The sequence below is a fragment of the Pseudomonadales bacterium genome, from assembly GCA_024234165.1.
Lineage (GTDB): Bacteria > Pseudomonadota > Gammaproteobacteria > Pseudomonadales > UBA5518 > UBA5518.
In genome coordinates this window covers 132,938-150,639 of record JACKOP010000001.1, presented here as the reverse complement: position 1 = coordinate 150,639, position 17,702 = coordinate 132,938, and the positions used below count along the sequence as shown (strand labels likewise).

Genomic DNA, 17,702 nt, shown 5'->3' with positions numbered 1-17,702 from the left:
CTCAGGGATAATAACGGGTCACATAGCCCTTGACGCCGAGCTTGCGCTGCACTTCGACAGCGATGGCGTCCGCACCGGCACGCTCGAGCTTCGGATTCACGTATACCCGGTGCTGCTGCGCTCCGGCCGTGCCGCTCGATTGCAGGATCGCATGAAAACCCGCCGCATTCGCGCGTTGCTGGATCTCGCGCGCGTTCGCGAGCTGCGAGAACACGCCAAGCTGTACCGCCCACTGCTCCGGCAAACCGCTGGGGTCGGTGGTCACACCCTTCACCTTCGGCAAGTCCCTGGCTGCCGGTCGCGCGGACGGTTCGGCGCCGCGTACCGGTTCTGCCACCACGGCAGGCGTAGCTGCGGGCCTTGCTGCGTCTGTCGGTGCTGGCTCTGGCGTGGCCTGAACCGCAGGGTCGGAGGGTCCGGTTGCAGCAGCATCACGCTGTGCCGCCCAATCCGGCTCCGGAGGCAACTGCGGCCGCTCGGGCTCGGCCACGGTGAAGCGCTCGATCTGCGGCTCCGGCGGAATCTGGCTGCGTTGACTGATTTCGCGCACCGGAGAACTGTCGAAGATCACTGGCCAGGCGATCACGCCGAGTGCGATCAGCACGGCCGCACCAACCAGTCTGTGCTTCATTGCCTCGGTCACTGCCCCCTCCTCGCGCCGTTACGCGTGCGCATCCAACCATTCGAGTGCGGGTCCCACCAGGTGGAACGAACCGCATACCACCAGCCGGTCTCCGGGGACCATCGTCCGCTCGGCCCGGACCAGGGCGTGGGCGATGCCGGGCACGCATTCGACCGGCCTGCTTCGTTGTGCAGCACCGAGCGCGGCCAGCACCTCGGCCGCCGTCAGCGCGCGCGGCTCGGACAATGCCGGGAAGACCCACGCATCGGCCAGTGGCGCCAGTGTCGCGAGCATCGCACCAGCGTCCTTGTCGCGCATTGCCCCGAACAGGATCCGCGTGCATCCGCGAGCCGGGGCGTCGGCGAGCCGGCGCACGAGGCAGGCGACACCGGCCGGGTTGTGCGCCACGTCGAGCACGCACTCGCCCTTGCCGAGGCGACGGCGTTGCAAGCGCCCCGCCAGGGTGATTTGCGGCAAGGTCACCTGCACCAGCGCAGCGTCCGGCAGCGCATCGACCAACGCCAACGCCTGCAACGCACACGCGACGTTGTCACCCAGCAGTGCCGGTGGCGGCGTCACCTCGCGCCGTATCCGCATCCCGTCCGCCGTACATCCCTGCCAGCACCAGCGCCCGTCCTGCTCGCGTGCATCGAAATCGACGCCGAGCGCGTACCACGGTGCACCCAGCACGCTGGCGCTCGCCGGCAACGTCGACGGTGGATCACGATCACCGCACACCACCGGGCGAGCAGGACGGAAAATGCCGGCCTTCTCGAGTGCGATCGAGCGCCTGTCCGCGCCCAGCCAGTCGGTATGATCCACCGCGATCGAGGTCACCACGGCCACGTCCGGATCGACGATGTTCACCGCGTCCAGTCGTCCGCCGAGTCCCACCTCGAGCAGCAGCCACTCACAGCGCTCGCGCCGGAAGATTTCCAGTGCCGCCAACGTTCCGAACTCGAAGAACGTCAGCGGTGTGGCTCCACGCGCTGCCTCGACCGCTCCAAACGCCGCACACAGTGCCTGGTCGCTGACCTCGCGTCCGTCGACCCGCACCCGCTCGTTGTAGCGCACCAGGTGTGGCGAGGTGTACGCACCGACACGCACTCCCCGCGCAAGCAGCAGGCGTTCCAGGACCGCGACACACGAACCCTTGCCGTTCGTGCCGCCCACCGTGATCACGGTGACTTCGCCGTGCTCCAACCCCATCCGCCGCGCAACCGCCGCGACCCGTTCGAGTCCGAGTGCAATGTTCGCCGGATGCGCACGCTCGATTCGCGCCAACCACTCGGTCAGCGACTGCACCACTCCCACCCGCTCTGCGACGATGGCGTTCAGCCGCCCTCCGGTGGTGGTGGTGCTGCAGGCACCGATACAGGTTCGGGTGCCGGGTCCGTCGCCGGTGCCGGCAGCCCACCGAGCTTCGCCAGCAGCGAGGCGATGCGCGCTCGCAGCTCGCTGCGATGCACGATCATGTCGATCGCACCATGCTCGAGCAGGAACTCGCTGCGCTGGAAACCGCGCGGCAACTTCTGGCGGATCGTCTGTTCGATGATGTTCGGCCCTGCAAAACCCGCGCGAGCATGCGGTTCGGCAATGTTGATGTCACCGAGGATCGCGAGACTGGCCGACACCCCGCCGTAGATCGGATCCGTGAGCACTGACACGTAGGGGACGCTCGCCTCCTTCAATCGCTGCAGCACCGCGCTGGTCTTGGCCATCTGCATCAGCGAGATCAGCGCTTCCTGCATCCGCGCGCCACCGCTCGCCGAAAAGCACACCAGCGGAACATGCTGTTCCAGCGAAGCCTGGGCTGTGCGCGTGAATTTTTCGCCCACCGCGTAACCCATCGATCCGCCGTGGAAGTTGAACTCGAATGCCAGCGCATGAACCGCCATACCCGCAACCCGCCCGCGCATCGCGATCAGCGCATCACGTTCGCCAGTCGCCTTCTGCGCCTGCGTGAGCCGGTCGCGATACTTCTTCAGGTCACGGAACTTCAACCGGTCGACCGGCTCGACATCACTGAACAGCTCGCTGCGGCCATCGACGTCGAGGAAAGTATCGAGCCGCCGCCGTGCACCGATGCGCATGTGGTGGTCACACTTGGGGCAGACGTCGAGGTTGCGCTCGAGTTCCGGGCGATACAGCACCGCCTCGCACTTGATGCACTTGTGCCACAGCCCCTCCGGCACGCTGCTCTTGCGGTCCGGTTCACCGCGGCGAACCATCGCCGGAACAATCTTGTCGAGCCAGCTCATCGTCGGGTTCCTGTAGTGTCGATCAGTCTGCACTGGCGGATGTCACCGCCTGCATGAAGGCGCGCAACCGCGCCTCGTCCTTGATTCCCGGCGCCGACTCGACGCCACTGCTCACATCCACCGCCCACGGCCGCACGATCGCAATCGCACGCCCGACGTTGGCAGCGTTCAGCCCTCCGGCCAGTACGATCGGGCGCATCGTTGCGTGCGGGGCCAGCGACCAGTCGAACGCCCGTCCCGTTCCGCCGACAGCCACCGGGTCGTGGCTGTCGAGCAGCAACCCGCGCGCCTGCGCATGATAGCCCAGTGCCGTTGCGTCGGGCGCACGATCGGTGACCTTCAGTGCCTTGATGTACGGAACCCCGAATGCACCGCAGAACGAAGGCTCCTCGTTGCCATGGAACTGCAGCAGGTCGGGTCGTGTGGCTTCGATCACTTGCCATACCGCATCGGCACTCGGATCGACGAACAGCGCAACAGTGCTCACGAACGGCGGCAATTGCGCCTGGATGCTGCGCGCGCGTTGCACGTCGACCGCTCGCGGACTGCGGGTCCAGTGCACGAAGCCGATCGCATCGGCACCCGCCTCGGCGGCGAGCAAGGCATCCTGCTCACGGGTTATACCGCAGATCTTGACCCGGATTCGCACCGCTGTTCAGTTCCGGCATGGTACTGGGGAGCGGATTCTAGCAGAAGCGAAGTTGCCGGCTCAGCACACCAGCAGTGGCGGCTGCACGGATACTGGCAGACCCCAGTGTGAGGCATAGCCGACATCGACCAGATAGAGCCCCTGCGCCGGCGCCGTGGCCCCTGCACGCCTGCGATCGCGTGCGGCCAGTACCTCTGCCAGCCAGTCCACGGGGCGATCGCCGCGTCCGATTGCAAGCAGCGAGCCGGCGATGTTGCGCACCATATGCAGCAGAAAGGCATTTGCCGTGACATCGACCGTGACCAGGTCAGCCACGCGTTCGACGCTGATCCGCTCGATGCGTCGCATCGGCGTACGCGACTGGCAGCCCGCACCACGGAACGAGCTGAAGTCGCGTTCTCCAAGCAGGCACTGCGCCGCCTCGTGCATGCGATCGGCATCGAGTGTCCGCCGCTCGTGGCACACAGCCCCGGCGAGCAGTGCCGGGCGCTGCGCACGGCCGAGAATGAGGTAGCGATAGCGACGGTACTCGGCCGAGAAGCGCGCGTGAAACGTTGATGCAACGGTTCTCGTCCATTGCACGCTGACGCTGCGTGGCAGCAGTGCGTTGGCACCGAGTACCCAGGCACGCAGCGGGCGCGCTGCGTCGGTATCGAAGTGCACCACCTGGCCGCTGGCGTGGACTCCGGCGTCGGTGCGCCCTGCGCACACGGTGGTCACCGGGTGTGCCGCCACTCGTCCCAGCGCGGACTCCAGTGTTTCCTGAACGGTCAGCAGTCCGGGTATGCGTTGCGCCTGCCAACCCGCGAAGCTGCCACCGTGGTATTCGACACCGAGCGCGATGCGCTGTGGCTGCGCCAGGCGTGCCATCACATCAGGAATTGCTGCGGATGCGCGCGAGCAGTGCTGTCGCCTCCTCGCGCTGGCTTGCGGTCCCCTCGCTCTCGACCTCGTCGAGGATGTCGCGTGCTCCTTCAAGATCACCCATGTCCATGTAGGCCCGTGCCAGGTCGAGCTTCGTGGTGACCTCGTCACTGCCCGCGAGCAAGCCCAGGTCTTCATCGATCCGGGGCGCGACAGTGGCTGCCGGCGGCGCACTGTCCGTGCCACCGAGTTCCAGGTCGCCGAGGGGCAGATCGAACTCCGGCAACTCACCGCTCGCCGTGCCACCCTCGTGCGTCGCCTCATCGAAATCCAGCGACAGATCGAATTCACCAAAATCGTGTTCGCCAGATACCGTCGTATCGAGTGTCGCGGGGGCAGCGTCGAGTTCTGCCGCTGCGCGTGCGATCACCTGTTCGGTCTTCTGCAGCAGGGATGAACGTTCGCTCGTGCCGCGTTCCGCTGAGGTTCCACCGAGGGTGTCCGCAACCTGCTGCAACTCCGCTGCCAGATCGATCTTCAATGGTTGCTCGCGATTCAGCACCGGCTCGACCGCGACCGACGCCAAGGTCGGTTCCACTGCTGCCACCCAGTGCTGCAGACCATGCTGCTCCAGAATCGAATGAGCGGCGTGGTGCGCCTTGGCGTTACCATCGAGCGCGCCGTAGTGGCGCAGGAATTCGCTCTCGTCACCACGCGAGGCGAGGATCTCCATCAGCTTCAGTCGCACATCGGGCAGATCGACGTGCCCGCGCAGCGCATCGCGCAGAATTTCCTCGGCGCGGTCCTGGCGCCCGTACGCGAGGTAGATATCGGCCTCGCCTATCGGGTCCGGTGCCTCGGCTGCCTCGGTAACCGCCGGAACCACGATCGGAGCTGCAGTCGGAGCCGCTGACGCCACCGGCAGAGTCGTCGCTGCCGGCACGACGGCAGCCGGTGTGATGCTTGCCGGGCGGTCATCGACCTTGCGGGGTTCATCAAACGCAACCGGTACGAATTCATGCACCTTGCGCCGGCGTCGGAACAGGAAGGCCACCGTTGCTGCAAGCACCGCCACTGCCAACAGCAGCAGCGCTGCCGTGCTGCTGAAAATCCGGTCGAACAGCCCGGGCGACTCGGCCGCTGCGGGAGGAGCCACTTTCTCCTTGTCCTTGTCCTTGTCCTTCTCCAGTTCGGCGAGCTTCTGGAAATCGGCAACCTGGGCTTCCAGTGCCTGGACGCGATTCTGCAGTTCCTCGTTGGTACGCTCTGCTGCGAGCAGGCTTTCATGCACCGCGCTGAGTTCACCTCCAGCCGCAGCGTCCGAGTTCGGTCCCGGTGCGCCGCTTTCGCCACCGGCGGCCTGTTTCGTCGCAGGTGCCACCGTGTCGCCGGCGATCTCGAGGTAACCTTCGTCAGCAGGCTCCGTCGCGGGGGCTTCGGTCGCGGCAGGCTCGGCCGGGGCGGTTGACTGGGCAGGTGCTGCCTCGACCGGCTTCGCCACGGGTGCGGCAGGCTGCGTTGCGCCCGCTGCCGACAGGGTACCCACATCGCTGCCTTGCGGCAGGCGCAGCACCACTCCGGCCAGCATGCGGTTCACGTCCCCGCCGATGAATGCCCGGGGGTTGTCGCGATGAATCGCATTCACCATCTGCTGCACCGTCACTCCGGCCGGGCGCGAACGCGTGGCGATCCGCCACAGCGTGTCACCGGAGCGTACGCGATACTCGCCTTGCCCGGGCGCCAGTCCGCCATCGTCACCGCGCTCGACCCTGCCGTCGTCACGCGCCGGTGGTGTCACCGCAGCAGCGGCCGAATCCGTGTATATCGGCAGATCCAGCAGCACCGTGTATTCGCGCAGTACGCGACCGGTCGGCCAGCGTGCCTCCACGATGAAGTCGAGATAGGGTTCGCGCACGGGGCGATCGCTGGTCACATGCACCACCCCGTCGCCGTTGCCGTCGATGCTGACCTCGAAGCGCAGCTCGGAGAGGAACTGCACGCGGTCGACACCGGCCTGGTCGAAATCCTTGTCGGAGCCGAGGTGCACGAAGATCTGCGCCGGACTCAGATCCCCGACGGCGCGCAAGCGGATACGGGCATCGAGTGGCTGATCGAGCGCGGAGCGCAACGTGATGTCGCCGAGCCCCAGCCCGTGCGCAAACGACGCCTGCAACGCGATGGCCGCGAAAATGGCGGATGCTGCCTGCTTCCTTATCATCGAGGATCCTTTATCCGAACGCTCCGGGAGTGCTGCCGGCGCGTGACTCCCCCAAAAGCCGATAGCGGCTTCGAGTATTGGTCACAAACAGCGTTCTATCAAGGATTCCGCGATCTGGATGCTGTTGAGTGCCGCCCCTTTGCGCAGGTTGTCGGATACCACCCACAGGTCCAGTCCACGCGGATGCGAAATATCCTCGCGCACCCGCCCCACATAGACCGGATCCTGTCCACTCGCGTCCCCCACCGGAGTCGGGTATCCCCCCGGCTTGCGTTCGTCGAGCAGCACCACGCCGGGAGCCGACGCCAGCAGACGTTGCGCCTCGACGGCGCTGATCTTGTCACGCGTCTCGATGTGCACGGCCTCGGAGTGCCCGTAGAACACCGGAACCCGCACACAGGTGGGATTCACCTGGATCGAATCGTCACCCATGATCTTGCGCGTCTCCCAGACCATCTTCATTTCTTCCTTCGTATATCCGTTGTCCTGGAAGGAATCGATGTGCGGCAGCACGTTGAACGCGATCTGCTTCGGGTAGACCTTCGGCTCCACCGGGCGTCCGTTCAGCAGGTTTGCCGTCTGCGTCGCCAGTTCCTCGATCGCCTCCTTGCCGGTACCGGAGACCGCCTGGTACGTGGCGACGTTGATGCGCTCGATGCCCACCGCGTCGTAGATCGGCTTCAGTGCCACCAGCATCTGGATGGTGCTGCAGTTCGGATTCGCGATGATGTTGCGATTGCGATACTGCGCGATCGCGTGCTCGTTCACCTCCGGTATGACCAGCGGAATGTCGTCGTCGTACCGGAACTGCGAGGTATTGTCGATCACCACGCAGCCCGCCTTGCCCGCCTTTGGTGCGTAGATCGCCGACACGCTGGCTCCGGGCGAAAACAGCCCGATCTGGACCTTGGCGAAGTCGAAATCGGCCAGGTTCTCGACTTCGAGTTCCTGGCGCCCGAACTTCACGGTGCGCCCGATCGAGCGCTCGCTCGCGAGCGCATACACCTTGCCGATCGGGAACCTGCGCGCTGCAAGAATCTCAAGCATGCACTCGCCGACCGCGCCCGTCGCCCCCACAACCGCCACATCAAAAGTCCTGGCCATCGCTACTACCCTCCCCCTGGAAGTTCCCGATCAGTCCTGGAGCAACGCTGCGCACAGCGCATCGCCCATCTCCACCGTATCCACCTGCCGGCACCCCGGCGACATGATGTCGCCCGTGCGCAACCCCGCGTCGAGCACTCGCCCGACCGCCTTCTCGATCGCATCCGCCGCCGCGGCGTGAGCGAAGGTGTAGCGCAGCATCATCGCGACCGACAGCACCGCAGCCAACGGGTTCGCCTTGCGCTGGCCGGCGATATCCGGCGCCGAGCCGTGCACCGGTTCGTACATCCCCTTCCCGCTGGCATCCAGCGACGCCGACGGCAGCATGCCGATCGAGCCGGTCAGCATCGCGGCCGCATCGGACAGGATGTCGCCGAACAGATTGCCGGTCGCGATCACGTCGAACTGCCGCGGTGCACGCACCAGTTGCATCGCCGCGTTGTCGACGTACATGTGCGACAGCTCCACGTCGGGAAACTCGGGAGCGAGCTGCTCCATCACCTCACGCCACAGCACCGTGACCTCGAGCACGTTCGCCTTGTCCACCGAGCACACGCGATGGCCGCGCTTGCGCGCCAGTTCGAAGGCCAGGCGTCCGATCCGGCGGATCTCGGACTCGCTGTACACATCGGTGTTGAATCCCTGCCGCTCGCCGTTCGGCAGCGTACGGATCCCGCGCGGTTCGCCGAAATAGATTCCACCGGTCAGTTCGCGCACGATCAGGATGTCCAGCCCTGCCACGACTTCTGCCTTCAGCGCCGACGCTGCCGCAAGCTGCGGATAGAGGATCGCCGGGCGCAGGTTCGCAAACAGCCCAAGCCCCGAACGGATTCCGAGCAACCCCTTTTCGGGGCGCAGCGCACGCTCGAGCTTGTCCCAGCGCGGTCCGCCAACCGCGCCGAGCAGGATCGCATCGGCTGCGCGCGCCACGGCCAGCGTCTCATCCGGCAGCGGCGTGCCGTGCGCGTCGATCGCCGCACCACCGATGAGCCCGGTCTGCAACTCTACGTCGAGGCCAAAGCGCTGGTCCGCAACGCGCAACACACGTACGGCTTCCGTGGTGACTTCGGGGCCGATTCCATCACCAGGTAAAACGAGAATATTCATCATGTTAAACGTGTTTCATGAGTTGATATCTTGAATTCAAACCCGAGCATCACACAGCCACGGCGCCTGTTCCCGGTGGCGTCGCTCGAACGCACGGATCGCATCGGTTTCCTGCAATGTGAGTCCGATATCGTCGAGCCCGTTCAGCAGGCAGTACTTGCGAAAGGCGCCGATCTCGAAGCCGAGCCGCTCTCCGCCCGGTGTGCGCACCTCCTGCTGCGGCAGGTCGACGGTTACCGCATACCCTTCCTGCTCTGCCACCTCACAGAAAAGCCTGTCTATTACTTCATATTTTAAAACAATGGGTAACAAACCATTCTGAAAGCAATTATTGAAGAAAATATCCGCGAAACTCGGCGCGATGACTACCCGGAACCCGTAATCGGCGAGCGCCCAGGGCGCGTGTTCGCGACTCGAACCGCAACCGAAGTTCTGCCGTGTCAGCAATACACTCGCTGCGCTGTAGCGTGGCCGGTTCAACACAAAGTCCGGATTCAACGGTCGCTGGCTGCAGTCGCCATCGGGCACCCCTTCGTCGAGGTAGCGCAGCCCGTCGAACAGGTTCGGGCCGAAGCCGCTGCGACGGATCGACTTCAGGAACTGCTTCGGAATGATCAGGTCGGTATCGACGTTGGCGCGATCGAGCGGCGCGACGATCCCGGTGTGGACGGTAAATGCACGCATCATGAACCTCCTGATCAGCTCGCCATCCGGCGCACGTCGACGAAATGGCCCGCGACGGCAGCCGCTGCCGCCATTGCCGGACTCACCAGGTGGGTGCGCCCACCATGCCCCTGACGTCCCTCGAAATTACGGTTCGAGGTCGATGCGCAATGTTCGCCCGGAAGCAGCTTGTCTGCGTTCATCGCCAGGCACATCGAACACCCCGGCTCGCGCCACTCGAATCCCGCCTCGAGAAACACCCGATCGAGACCTTCGGCCTCGGCCTGCGCCTTGACCTGCCCGGAGCCTGGCACGACCATCGCCTGCTTGATGTTGTCGGCCTTGCGCCTCCCCTGCACCACCGCAGCCGCAGCGCGCAGATCCTCGATGCGCGCATTGGTGCAGGAGCCGATGAACACCCGGTCGAGCCGGATCTCGTCGATGCGGATGCCTGGCGCCAGCCCCATGTATTCGAGCGCGCGTTCGACTCCCGCCCGCTTGCCGGGATCATCGATCATCGCCGGATCCGGGACCTGGCCAGACACCGGTGCGACCATCTCGGGAGACGTGCCCCACGACACCTGGGGCTCGATTTCTTCGGCGCGCAGCTCCACGATGCGCTCGAACACAGCGTCTGGATCGCTCACCAGTTCGCGCCAGGCGGCAGCCGCTCGCTCGAACATCTCTCCCTGCGGTGCGAGTTCGCGCCCGCGCACGTATTCGATGGTGGTCTCGTCGACGCCGACCAGACCCACCCGCGCACCGGCCTCTATCGCCATGTTGCAGATCGTCATCCGCCCTTCCATCGACAATGCGCGCACCGCCTCGCCGCCGAACTCGAGCGCATGACCGGTTCCGCCAGCAGTACCGATACGTCCGATCACGGCAAGTACCAGATCCTTCGCCGTGACACCGGGGCCGAGTTGCCCGTCGATGCGCACCAACATGTTCTTCATCTTGCGCGTGACCAGGCATTGCGTCGCCAGTACGTGTTCGACTTCGCTGGTGCCGATGCCGTGCGCAAGACAGCCGAAGGCGCCGTGCGTCGATGTATGCGAATCGCCGCACACCACGGTCATTCCCGGCAGTACCGCTCCGGTCTCCGGTCCCACCACGTGCACGATTCCCTGGCGACGGTCGGCGAGCGGAATCTCCCTGATACCGAAGCGTTCGCAGTTGTCGTCGAGTGTCTGCAACTGGATGCGTGACACCTGGTCCTTCATTGCAGCGTAGCCACCCTTGCGCTCGACCGGGTCGGTCGAGACGTTGTGGTCGGGCACCGCCAGGTTGGCTCCGGTGCGCCACGGACGGCGCCCTGCGAGCACCAGCCCTTCGAAGGCCTGCGGCGAAGTGACTTCGTGGATCAGATGGCGATCGATATACAGAAGCGCAGTGCCGTCCTCGCGTTGCTTCACGAGGTGGCTTTGCCACAATTTGTCGTAGAGCGTGCGTCCGGCCATGGATGGTTCTTCCGCGTGGTCCTGTTGACGGGTTTATTGTATGAACACGGCCTTCAATAACACAAATTCATTGTTTTCATGTATTGGATTCCATATTGTCATTCGATGGACACCGAACTGTTGCGTGCCTTCCTTGCAGTTGCTGCGAGCGAGTCGTTTTCGCTGGCTGCCGAGCGCCTTCACCTCACCCAACCGGCGATCAGCAAGCGGATTGCGCTGCTCGAGACACGCCTCGGCGTACGACTCTTCGATCGCATCGGCCGTCACGTATCGCTGACCGAAGGTGGGCGACGCCTGTTGCCGCGCGCGCAGCGCATCGTCCACGAGATCGAGGACACCGAACGGGCGATCCGTGATCTGTCGGGAACCGTCAGCGGACCGCTCACGCTCGCGACCAGCCATCACATCGGCCTGCACCGGCTGCCGCCGGTGCTGCGCGCCTTCGTGCGTCGCTACCCGCTGGTGCGGCTCGCGATCGAATTCATGGATTCGGAAAAGGCCCACGACGCCGTCGCTCACGGCGAGCACGAACTGGCCGTGATCACGCTGGCGCCCGTCGAAGCCTCGGAGCGTCTGGAGTCGCGCATGATCTGGTCCGATCCGCTGTCGGTGATGGTCGCTCGCGATCACCCGCTGGCGGCTCGCCGACGCACCAGCATCGCGGAACTCGCGAATCATCCGGCCGTGCTGCCGGGTACCGGCACTTACACCGGACAGATCCTGCAGGAGCTGTTCACCGCCAGCGGCATACGGCTCGAAGCCAGCATGTCGACCAACTACCTCGAGACACTGCGCATGCTCACGACGATCGGGCTGGGCTGGACCGTGCTGCCCGACAGCATGCGCACTGCGGAACTGGTGGCGCTGGAGCTGCCCGGTACACGTTTGCAGCGGCGTCTCGGCTATGTGGTGCATCGCGAGCGCACGCTGTCGAGCGCGGCACACGCGATGATCGATCTGCTGGTGCAGGAAGCCGCTGGCGTCACTGCGGAACCTGCGGCGGGCGTCGACTGACCGGGTCTGCCGGAGTGATCAGCCGTCGGCGAATTGCCGCTGCAGACGGTCGAGCTGCTCCGGTGTATCCACATCGGCCAGCATCCCGGCATCGTCGAGCTCGACGAAACAGGCCTCACCGCCGTGCTCGCGGATCAGCCCGCGCGCTCCGGCGTCTCCCTCGAGCCGCGCGAGCATTGCGAAGTACCTGCGCGCAAACCCGACCGGATGGCCGTGCGCTCCACCGTGCGTGGGGACCACGAAATCGTGACGTGCCAGCAACTCACGGACCGTGTGCAGCGTGCGCTCGGAGATGAACGGCTTGTCGCCCAGGCTGACCAGGCAGGCATCCCAGGCCTGCGCCTCGGCGCAGCCGATCGCATCGGCCAGCGAGAAGCCCATGCCACCGGCGCTCCGCGGGGCGTTCATCACGGTAACCCCGGGCGGCGGGTGCAGACCGAGTGCCTGCGCATCCTCGCGCGGACCGAGCACCAGCAGCGTCGTGTCGCACACGGCAGCGAACCGGTCGAGCGAACGCTGCAGCAGCGTGGTCCCGTCGTGCAGGCGTGCACGGCGCTTGTCGTTGCCGAAACGTCGCCCTGCTCCCGCAGCCAGCAGAATGCCTCCGACACGAAATGAAGCCTTCACTTTTCGCTGAGTCCGCGCCTGTTCAAGGTTTCAGAAGATCCCGAGCTGCAGCCCTGCTGCCAGCGCCTGCCCGGTTTCGTGTGCCTGCTCGAGATCCTCGGCACCGGGCTCGCCAATGACGATCAGTGCCTGCGCGACTTCACGCAATGGATAGCCACGCAGGATGCGCTGCAGTTGTCGCACGGCACCGCTGCCATCGTTGCCGGCACTGATCAGCAGGGCATATGCCCGGTTCAGCTCGCGGGCACTTGCCGCATAGAAGGTACGGTCGAGGAACTCCTTCATTGCGCCGGAGGCGTAACCGAAGTTCTCCGGCGTCGCGAGCAACAGCGCATCGCACCATGCGAGATCGGCCGCACCGGCTTCGGGAGCACGCAGCAGGCGCACCTCGACACCCTCCTCGCTGCGTGCCCCCGCCGCTGCACTGCGTGCCAGACGCTCCGTGCTGCCGCTCTGCGAGTGATAGACGATCAGCAGCTTCTTCACGGTCTGTGCACCAACGCACCGCCGGTGCGGTCCTGCCAGCCAATGACCGCCTTTGCGACCAGCACGCCTGCCCCGTCGGTCAGCCAATCCAGGAGGGACGCCTCCCGCCATGGCAGCATGGCTTGCGCCAGCTCGATCGCGACACCGTAGCCAAGCAGGATCAGCGGCCACTCCCACCAGGCCATTCGCGTGGGCCAGCCGATGCGCGCGAGCAGCGTCAGCAGCAAGAACACGAGCGCGTGCACCAGCTTGTCACCCTGGCTGAATTCCGGCCCCGGTGTGTCGGGCAGCATCGCGATCACAAACGCCAGCGGCAGCGCAATGCCGACAGCAAGTCGCGCGCCACGTTCAGCCCACCTCTGATGGATGCTTACAAGGAAGTTCATGCGCCGACCAGCACCGCAGCACCGCGTTCGAAACACCAGTAGGCCGATGCGCAGCCGATCAGATACACCGGTACCCAGCGCAACCACTGCCAGCGCGGCAGTGCCAGCCGTGCCCAGGCAGCGTGTGCCATCAGCACCATCGCAACGAACATCAGTTGTCCCAGTTCTATCCCGACATTGAACGTGAACAGCGCGAGCGGAATGTCATGTTCCGGCAACCCCACCTCCAGCAGCGCACCGGCGAAGCCCATGCCGTGCAGCAGCCCGAAGCCGCCAGCGGCCAGCCACGGCCGCCTGCGCAGCCAGTGGCGGTCGCTGGCTTCGCGCGTCAGTTCGACCGCAACCACGAAGATGCTGAAGGCGATGGCAAACTCCACCAGCGCCACCGGGTAGTCCAGAAAGCCCAGCGCGGCGAGTGCGAGCGTGATGCTGTGTCCGACCGTGAATGCGGTGATCGTCCACAACAGCCGCTTCCAGCCGTCGACCAGCAACAGCAGGCCGAGCACGAACAGCAGGTGATCGATACCACCGAGGATATGCTCGACCCCCATCTTCACGTAGCTCACGGCGACCTCGAGCTGCGTCATCCGCTCGGCCACCCGCAGTGCCGGTTCGCTGGCGTTCAGCATCCCCTGCGTGAGCGCTCCGTCGCGCCACTCGATGCGCACCAGCGCCGCCGATTGATTTTCGGCCAGGCCTTTCACGCGCAACACCTGACCATACAGCGGCGCATCGCAGTGCACGCTCCAGTCCACACGTACACCGGTCCCTTCGTAGCCCGACGACCGCTCACCAAGGTCCCGGCAACCGTGCGGCAGTACAGGCTCGATCAGCACCGGCGTGGACGCAAGACGCGGTGTCTTCCAGCTCACGACGTAACGACCATCCGCCTGTTCCACCAGCGAAAGCAGCGACGGTGCGAGCTTGTGCGCCCAGGCAGGGGCATGCATTGCTGCGAGCAGAGCCACAACGAAGAACGCACGCCAGCTCCACATCAGGACTGCACTCCCGCGCTCTCCGCTCTTCGGATAGTACGGTTCGATAGAACTGGCGCCCGATCGGACTGCTCGGACATCGAATAAATCAGTTTTCACCTAACAAACGCCATAGCGCTCGATTCATCACAGCTCATCAAATCAAATCACAAAAAACATTAAAGTGATATAACGACGACAGATTTACCACCCTTCTGATAGCCATATCACCCCACCTGCCACACTTCACAGAAGTGCGCATCCGGCCTCCCCACCTTTTCCAAGAGCCACCAACTACGAAATCCCGACACTGCTTTTCCTCAACATACCATCCGGTCACCAATCCCCAGCTCAAAAAGAACCCCTCCAACACATTCTTGATTCCTGTCTCCTAAAGCCATGAAGCCATGAGCTCGTCTACTTTTTTCACCACACAACCAACCCATAGCCCTTCCTTGGCCTCGACAGGAATATCAGATGCATCCATCTCTAAGGCTCGTCACGATTTTATCTATTAGCGACATTCGATACCCCCGATTATAGTATGACGGGTCAATTAGCATGTTGCATGCAACCCCAGCAATGATATGCAAAATCATATTTGCCGCAGCAATTGGATCGGTATTTGGCGAGATTTCCCCCAACTCAGCGGCCTCGCGCACATCCCGAGCAAATCGTTCACGCGCCCCTGCCAATCGAACTTCCATGCCGATTTGATCGTCTGCATTTGCCAATGCCATGCTCCAAAAATGGAGTCGGATCTTCCATTCCTTATTTGATTCTGTGTTTAATGGGAGGATGCACCGTAACCGATTACGCACAGCAGCTAACCCACTTACCCTTCGCGTAAGACGCGCCTCCTTCTCGAATCCACGTCGGTTGACCCACTCCAAGGTTTTCCTAAGAATATCCGCTTTATCAGCAAAATGATGTTCAACCACACCTTTAGATATCCCGCACTTGCTGGCAATTTCCCGAAAGGTAACCCTCTCTAATCCGCCTTCAGCAATGATTGCTGCCGCAGCTTCAATGATCAGTTCCCTGCGGTTAGTTCTCTGTTCTGTTGACACCATGCAATCTCTCCGATTCTCGATGTCAGGCATTCGATTCGTTGCATGCATTCGGATACGTTTAGCCATCCCATTTCAGTGACCTGCCTGGTTTTTTTCGGACCATCAGTCATTGGAGCTGCGGTGTATACCAAATAGGAGACGTCCAAGCTCTCTCCTGAATGTATGTCGGAACACCTGGAGGCTGAGGAACATTGTGTCGCTGAGCGAGTCGCGCCGACCAACGCAACGTGGGGACCTCTATCACACGGGCATAGTAGAGTGCTGCATGTCGAGATTGAAATTCCGGATCATGCCAAAGAGCTACGAGTTCGGCGGCGCCGTTACTGCTGGGCAAGCTGACCCTCACATCAAAGACCTTCTCTTTTGGCTCACCGTTTTTAATCCATACTTTCACAATTTGTATTCGATCCAATTGCGTACCGTCAGACTCCTTAGCTGCCCATACCAGAAACTCTGGGCTCACAACGTGATCAGAAGGTACCGCTCGAAGCTCGCCACCCATCGGAATTCCATCACGATACGCTTCGCCTACCCATTGCTGTCGCTCTAAGATATCACTCGAAAACGACCAACCCGCGAAAAAACGCACTTGGATCCGTGGCCCTGATGTAGCAAAAGTTTCTCTCCGCCGCAACGCAGCATAGATTGATGACCGCGTATTTTCCTCTGCCCAAGCACCTGTTATTGCGCCACCGGCCGTCTCAAGACGCTCGACTCCCCCAGAACTCCTATTTCCCGGTTGCAGGCGCTGGATAACCTGTTCCATAGTGAAACCTTCAGCATTAGGATCAGTGCCGATCATATCACCACTGTAAGCGTCCTCCGCTTCTGTACTCACCCCGTTGTGGAAGTCTGTCCCACCCACCACCCCAAACTGGTATGGGTTAATTCCAATACGTTCGGCCAGCACCAAACCCCGTCCCCACGCTTCACGAATATAACTTCCGCTCACCTTCCCAACAATATTACTTGCTAGTAGATGGGGGAATATCTCAAAATCAGCGAATTGATCACCGTGTGATAATGAAGGATGGGTCTCTGACTGGCCTTTGCCTTGCACGATTTCAGACAACGGCTCGTTTCGAATACGTGTTTCAGCGTATGCCGTGTCGATCTGCTTCTCGTCACTGTTCAGCCAGTCATACATCAGTCCGTTACTGACATTGCTATTATGAGGAATTGCAATCGCCTCATATCCATCCTGACGAATCTCATCAAGCCAAGCCCAAAGATCTTCTGGGCGTTGAGATTCATAAGAGGAGAACGGTTGCGGCGGTTTTTCATCACGAAAAATAATATTTCGGTGAAGATTTTGTCCTGCCGGAAAGGAAGTCCATTCAAAACCAATAAAAGTTGTGAATCTGCCGGGCACATAGGCCTCATTGGCCGCCTTGACTCCTTGTTCCCATGCATCAGCCAAAAAACGCTCGAGGGGGATCTCCGGAACACTTTTACCCGCACTAATAAGCTCAACAATAGCGGCCCAAAACTGAAATGGCCCCTTGTCGGCCCATATCCTTCCTATGTTCGTTTTGAACACTTGGCTTTGAGAATCGGCGAGCTGGGATGAGAGTCCCAAATTTTCAGAGTGATCTGTCACTGCTATGAAATCAAGTGCCCTATTTCGCTGAATAGAGCGCCCCCCGTAATCCACCCGCTCGCCGCGTGCAAATCTATAGGCATCACGAGGCTCCAGAGTAGGTCCATTTAAGATGAACGAATCAAGAGAGTCGTTTGTATGCAGGTGCAAATCACCATAATACAAATGCCGCTCGACAGCGTCCTTGTCTGCCCAAGCTAAAAACGACAGCAAACTTAGAGCGATCATTGCAATATAATACATGTCTTTTTTAATCATATTCGCGCCCTGCCCAGGAACAACCTTTCTTTCAATTCATCACAAATAGTTAAGGAGAACTGATTCATTCGATGTCCGAACGGACTGCTCGAACATCGAATAAATCCGTTATTCCCTAGGGTGGGTTGAGCTGGATCGGCATTTACGTAATTCATCACCAAAACCAATCTGTAGAATCCGCAAAAGCATGTAGAACTGCATTCGCCTGCACCTGCGCCGATGCGACTTCGCAGATGATCTCCCAAGAGACTATTTTATTGCGCTTTTTGATACTCAGACACAAGGCAGTCACCCTATCCCGAAATGCTCACCCCATATTTCGCTCATCTGCTTCGA

17 protein-coding genes are annotated in these 17,702 nt (G+C 62.3%); 1 reads left to right on the top strand and 16 read right to left on the bottom strand.

Annotation, left to right across the window (positions count from 1 at the left end):
* Window position 1 precedes the first annotated feature (1 nt).
* The 10 genes from H7A12_00620 to leuC all read right to left on the bottom strand — a co-directional run bounded on the left by H7A12_00620 (window position 2) and on the right by leuC (window position 10,948).
* On the bottom strand, window positions 2-631 hold the full coding sequence (locus tag H7A12_00620; protein ID MCP5319332.1) for an SPOR domain-containing protein: 630 nt from the start codon (window positions 629-631) through the stop codon (window positions 2-4).
* 30 nt (window positions 632-661) lie between these two features.
* Window positions 662-1,930 carry a bifunctional tetrahydrofolate synthase/dihydrofolate synthase gene (gene folC / locus H7A12_00615; GenBank protein MCP5319331.1) on the bottom strand — a complete coding sequence of 423 codons (1,269 nt, stop codon included), beginning with the start codon at window positions 1,928-1,930 and terminating at the stop codon, window positions 662-664.
* 26 nt (window positions 1,931-1,956) lie between these two features.
* The gene (locus H7A12_00610; protein ID MCP5319330.1) at window positions 1,957-2,883 is read right to left on the bottom strand and encodes an acetyl-CoA carboxylase carboxyltransferase subunit beta; all 927 of its coding nucleotides are present in this window, start codon (window positions 2,881-2,883) and stop codon (window positions 1,957-1,959) included.
* Between the two features lie 22 nt (window positions 2,884-2,905).
* Window positions 2,906-3,532 (bottom strand): phosphoribosylanthranilate isomerase, encoded by a 627-nt coding sequence (locus tag H7A12_00605; protein MCP5319329.1) that lies wholly within the window; start codon window positions 3,530-3,532, stop codon window positions 2,906-2,908.
* Between the two features lie 60 nt (window positions 3,533-3,592).
* The gene (gene truA / locus H7A12_00600; GenBank protein MCP5319328.1) at window positions 3,593-4,402 is read right to left on the bottom strand and encodes a tRNA pseudouridine(38-40) synthase TruA; all 810 of its coding nucleotides are present in this window, start codon (window positions 4,400-4,402) and stop codon (window positions 3,593-3,595) included.
* A 4-nt stretch (window positions 4,403-4,406) separates the two neighbouring features.
* Window positions 4,407-6,614, bottom strand: coding sequence for a FimV family protein (locus H7A12_00595; GenBank protein MCP5319327.1), 2,208 nt, complete (start codon window positions 6,612-6,614; stop codon window positions 4,407-4,409).
* A gap of 81 nt (window positions 6,615-6,695) precedes the next feature.
* On the bottom strand, window positions 6,696-7,718 hold the full coding sequence (locus tag H7A12_00590; protein MCP5319326.1) for an aspartate-semialdehyde dehydrogenase: 1,023 nt from the start codon (window positions 7,716-7,718) through the stop codon (window positions 6,696-6,698).
* A gap of 30 nt (window positions 7,719-7,748) precedes the next feature.
* Entirely contained in the window at window positions 7,749-8,828 is a 1,080-nt protein-coding gene (gene leuB / locus H7A12_00585; GenBank protein MCP5319325.1) for a 3-isopropylmalate dehydrogenase, read from the bottom strand.
* 33 nt (window positions 8,829-8,861) lie between these two features.
* Window positions 8,862-9,509 carry a 3-isopropylmalate dehydratase small subunit gene (leuD, locus tag H7A12_00580; protein MCP5319324.1) on the bottom strand — a complete coding sequence of 216 codons (648 nt, stop codon included), beginning with the start codon at window positions 9,507-9,509 and terminating at the stop codon, window positions 8,862-8,864.
* 14 nt (window positions 9,510-9,523) lie between these two features.
* Window positions 9,524-10,948: a 3-isopropylmalate dehydratase large subunit gene (gene leuC, locus H7A12_00575; GenBank protein ID MCP5319323.1), complete on the bottom strand. Its 1,425-nt coding sequence runs from the start codon at window positions 10,946-10,948 to the stop codon at window positions 9,524-9,526.
* Window positions 10,949-11,053: 105 nt separating this feature from the next.
* On the opposite strand from leuC, the gene H7A12_00570 reads away from it, so the two are divergent.
* Window positions 11,054-11,962 carry a LysR family transcriptional regulator gene (locus H7A12_00570; GenBank protein ID MCP5319322.1) on the top strand — a complete coding sequence of 303 codons (909 nt, stop codon included), beginning with the start codon at window positions 11,054-11,056 and terminating at the stop codon, window positions 11,960-11,962.
* 18 nt (window positions 11,963-11,980) lie between these two features.
* Here H7A12_00570 and H7A12_00565 read toward each other — a convergent pair whose 3' ends face one another.
* The 6 genes from H7A12_00565 to H7A12_00540 all read right to left on the bottom strand — a co-directional run bounded on the left by H7A12_00565 (window position 11,981) and on the right by H7A12_00540 (window position 17,366).
* Window positions 11,981-12,589 (bottom strand): nucleotidyltransferase family protein, encoded by a 609-nt coding sequence (locus H7A12_00565; protein ID MCP5319321.1) that lies wholly within the window; start codon window positions 12,587-12,589, stop codon window positions 11,981-11,983.
* A gap of 30 nt (window positions 12,590-12,619) precedes the next feature.
* On the bottom strand, window positions 12,620-13,186 hold the full coding sequence (locus H7A12_00560) for an NAD(P)H-dependent oxidoreductase (GenBank protein MCP5319320.1): 567 nt from the start codon (window positions 13,184-13,186) through the stop codon (window positions 12,620-12,622).
* Window positions 13,072-13,461 carry a VanZ family protein gene (gene vanZ, locus H7A12_00555; protein MCP5319319.1) on the bottom strand — a complete coding sequence of 130 codons (390 nt, stop codon included), beginning with the start codon at window positions 13,459-13,461 and terminating at the stop codon, window positions 13,072-13,074. The genes H7A12_00560 and vanZ overlap by 115 nt, the downstream gene beginning before the upstream one ends.
* Window positions 13,458-14,456 (bottom strand): HupE/UreJ family protein, encoded by a 999-nt coding sequence (locus H7A12_00550; protein ID MCP5319318.1) that lies wholly within the window; start codon window positions 14,454-14,456, stop codon window positions 13,458-13,460. The genes vanZ and H7A12_00550 overlap by 4 nt, the downstream gene beginning before the upstream one ends.
* A 452-nt stretch (window positions 14,457-14,908) precedes the next feature.
* Window positions 14,909-15,505 carry a TetR/AcrR family transcriptional regulator gene (locus H7A12_00545; protein MCP5319317.1) on the bottom strand — a complete coding sequence of 199 codons (597 nt, stop codon included), beginning with the start codon at window positions 15,503-15,505 and terminating at the stop codon, window positions 14,909-14,911.
* Window positions 15,506-15,614: 109 nt separating this feature from the next.
* Window positions 15,615-17,366 (bottom strand): DUF3604 domain-containing protein, encoded by a 1,752-nt coding sequence (locus tag H7A12_00540; protein ID MCP5319316.1) that lies wholly within the window; start codon window positions 17,364-17,366, stop codon window positions 15,615-15,617.
* Window positions 17,367-17,702: the final 336 nt, after the last annotated feature.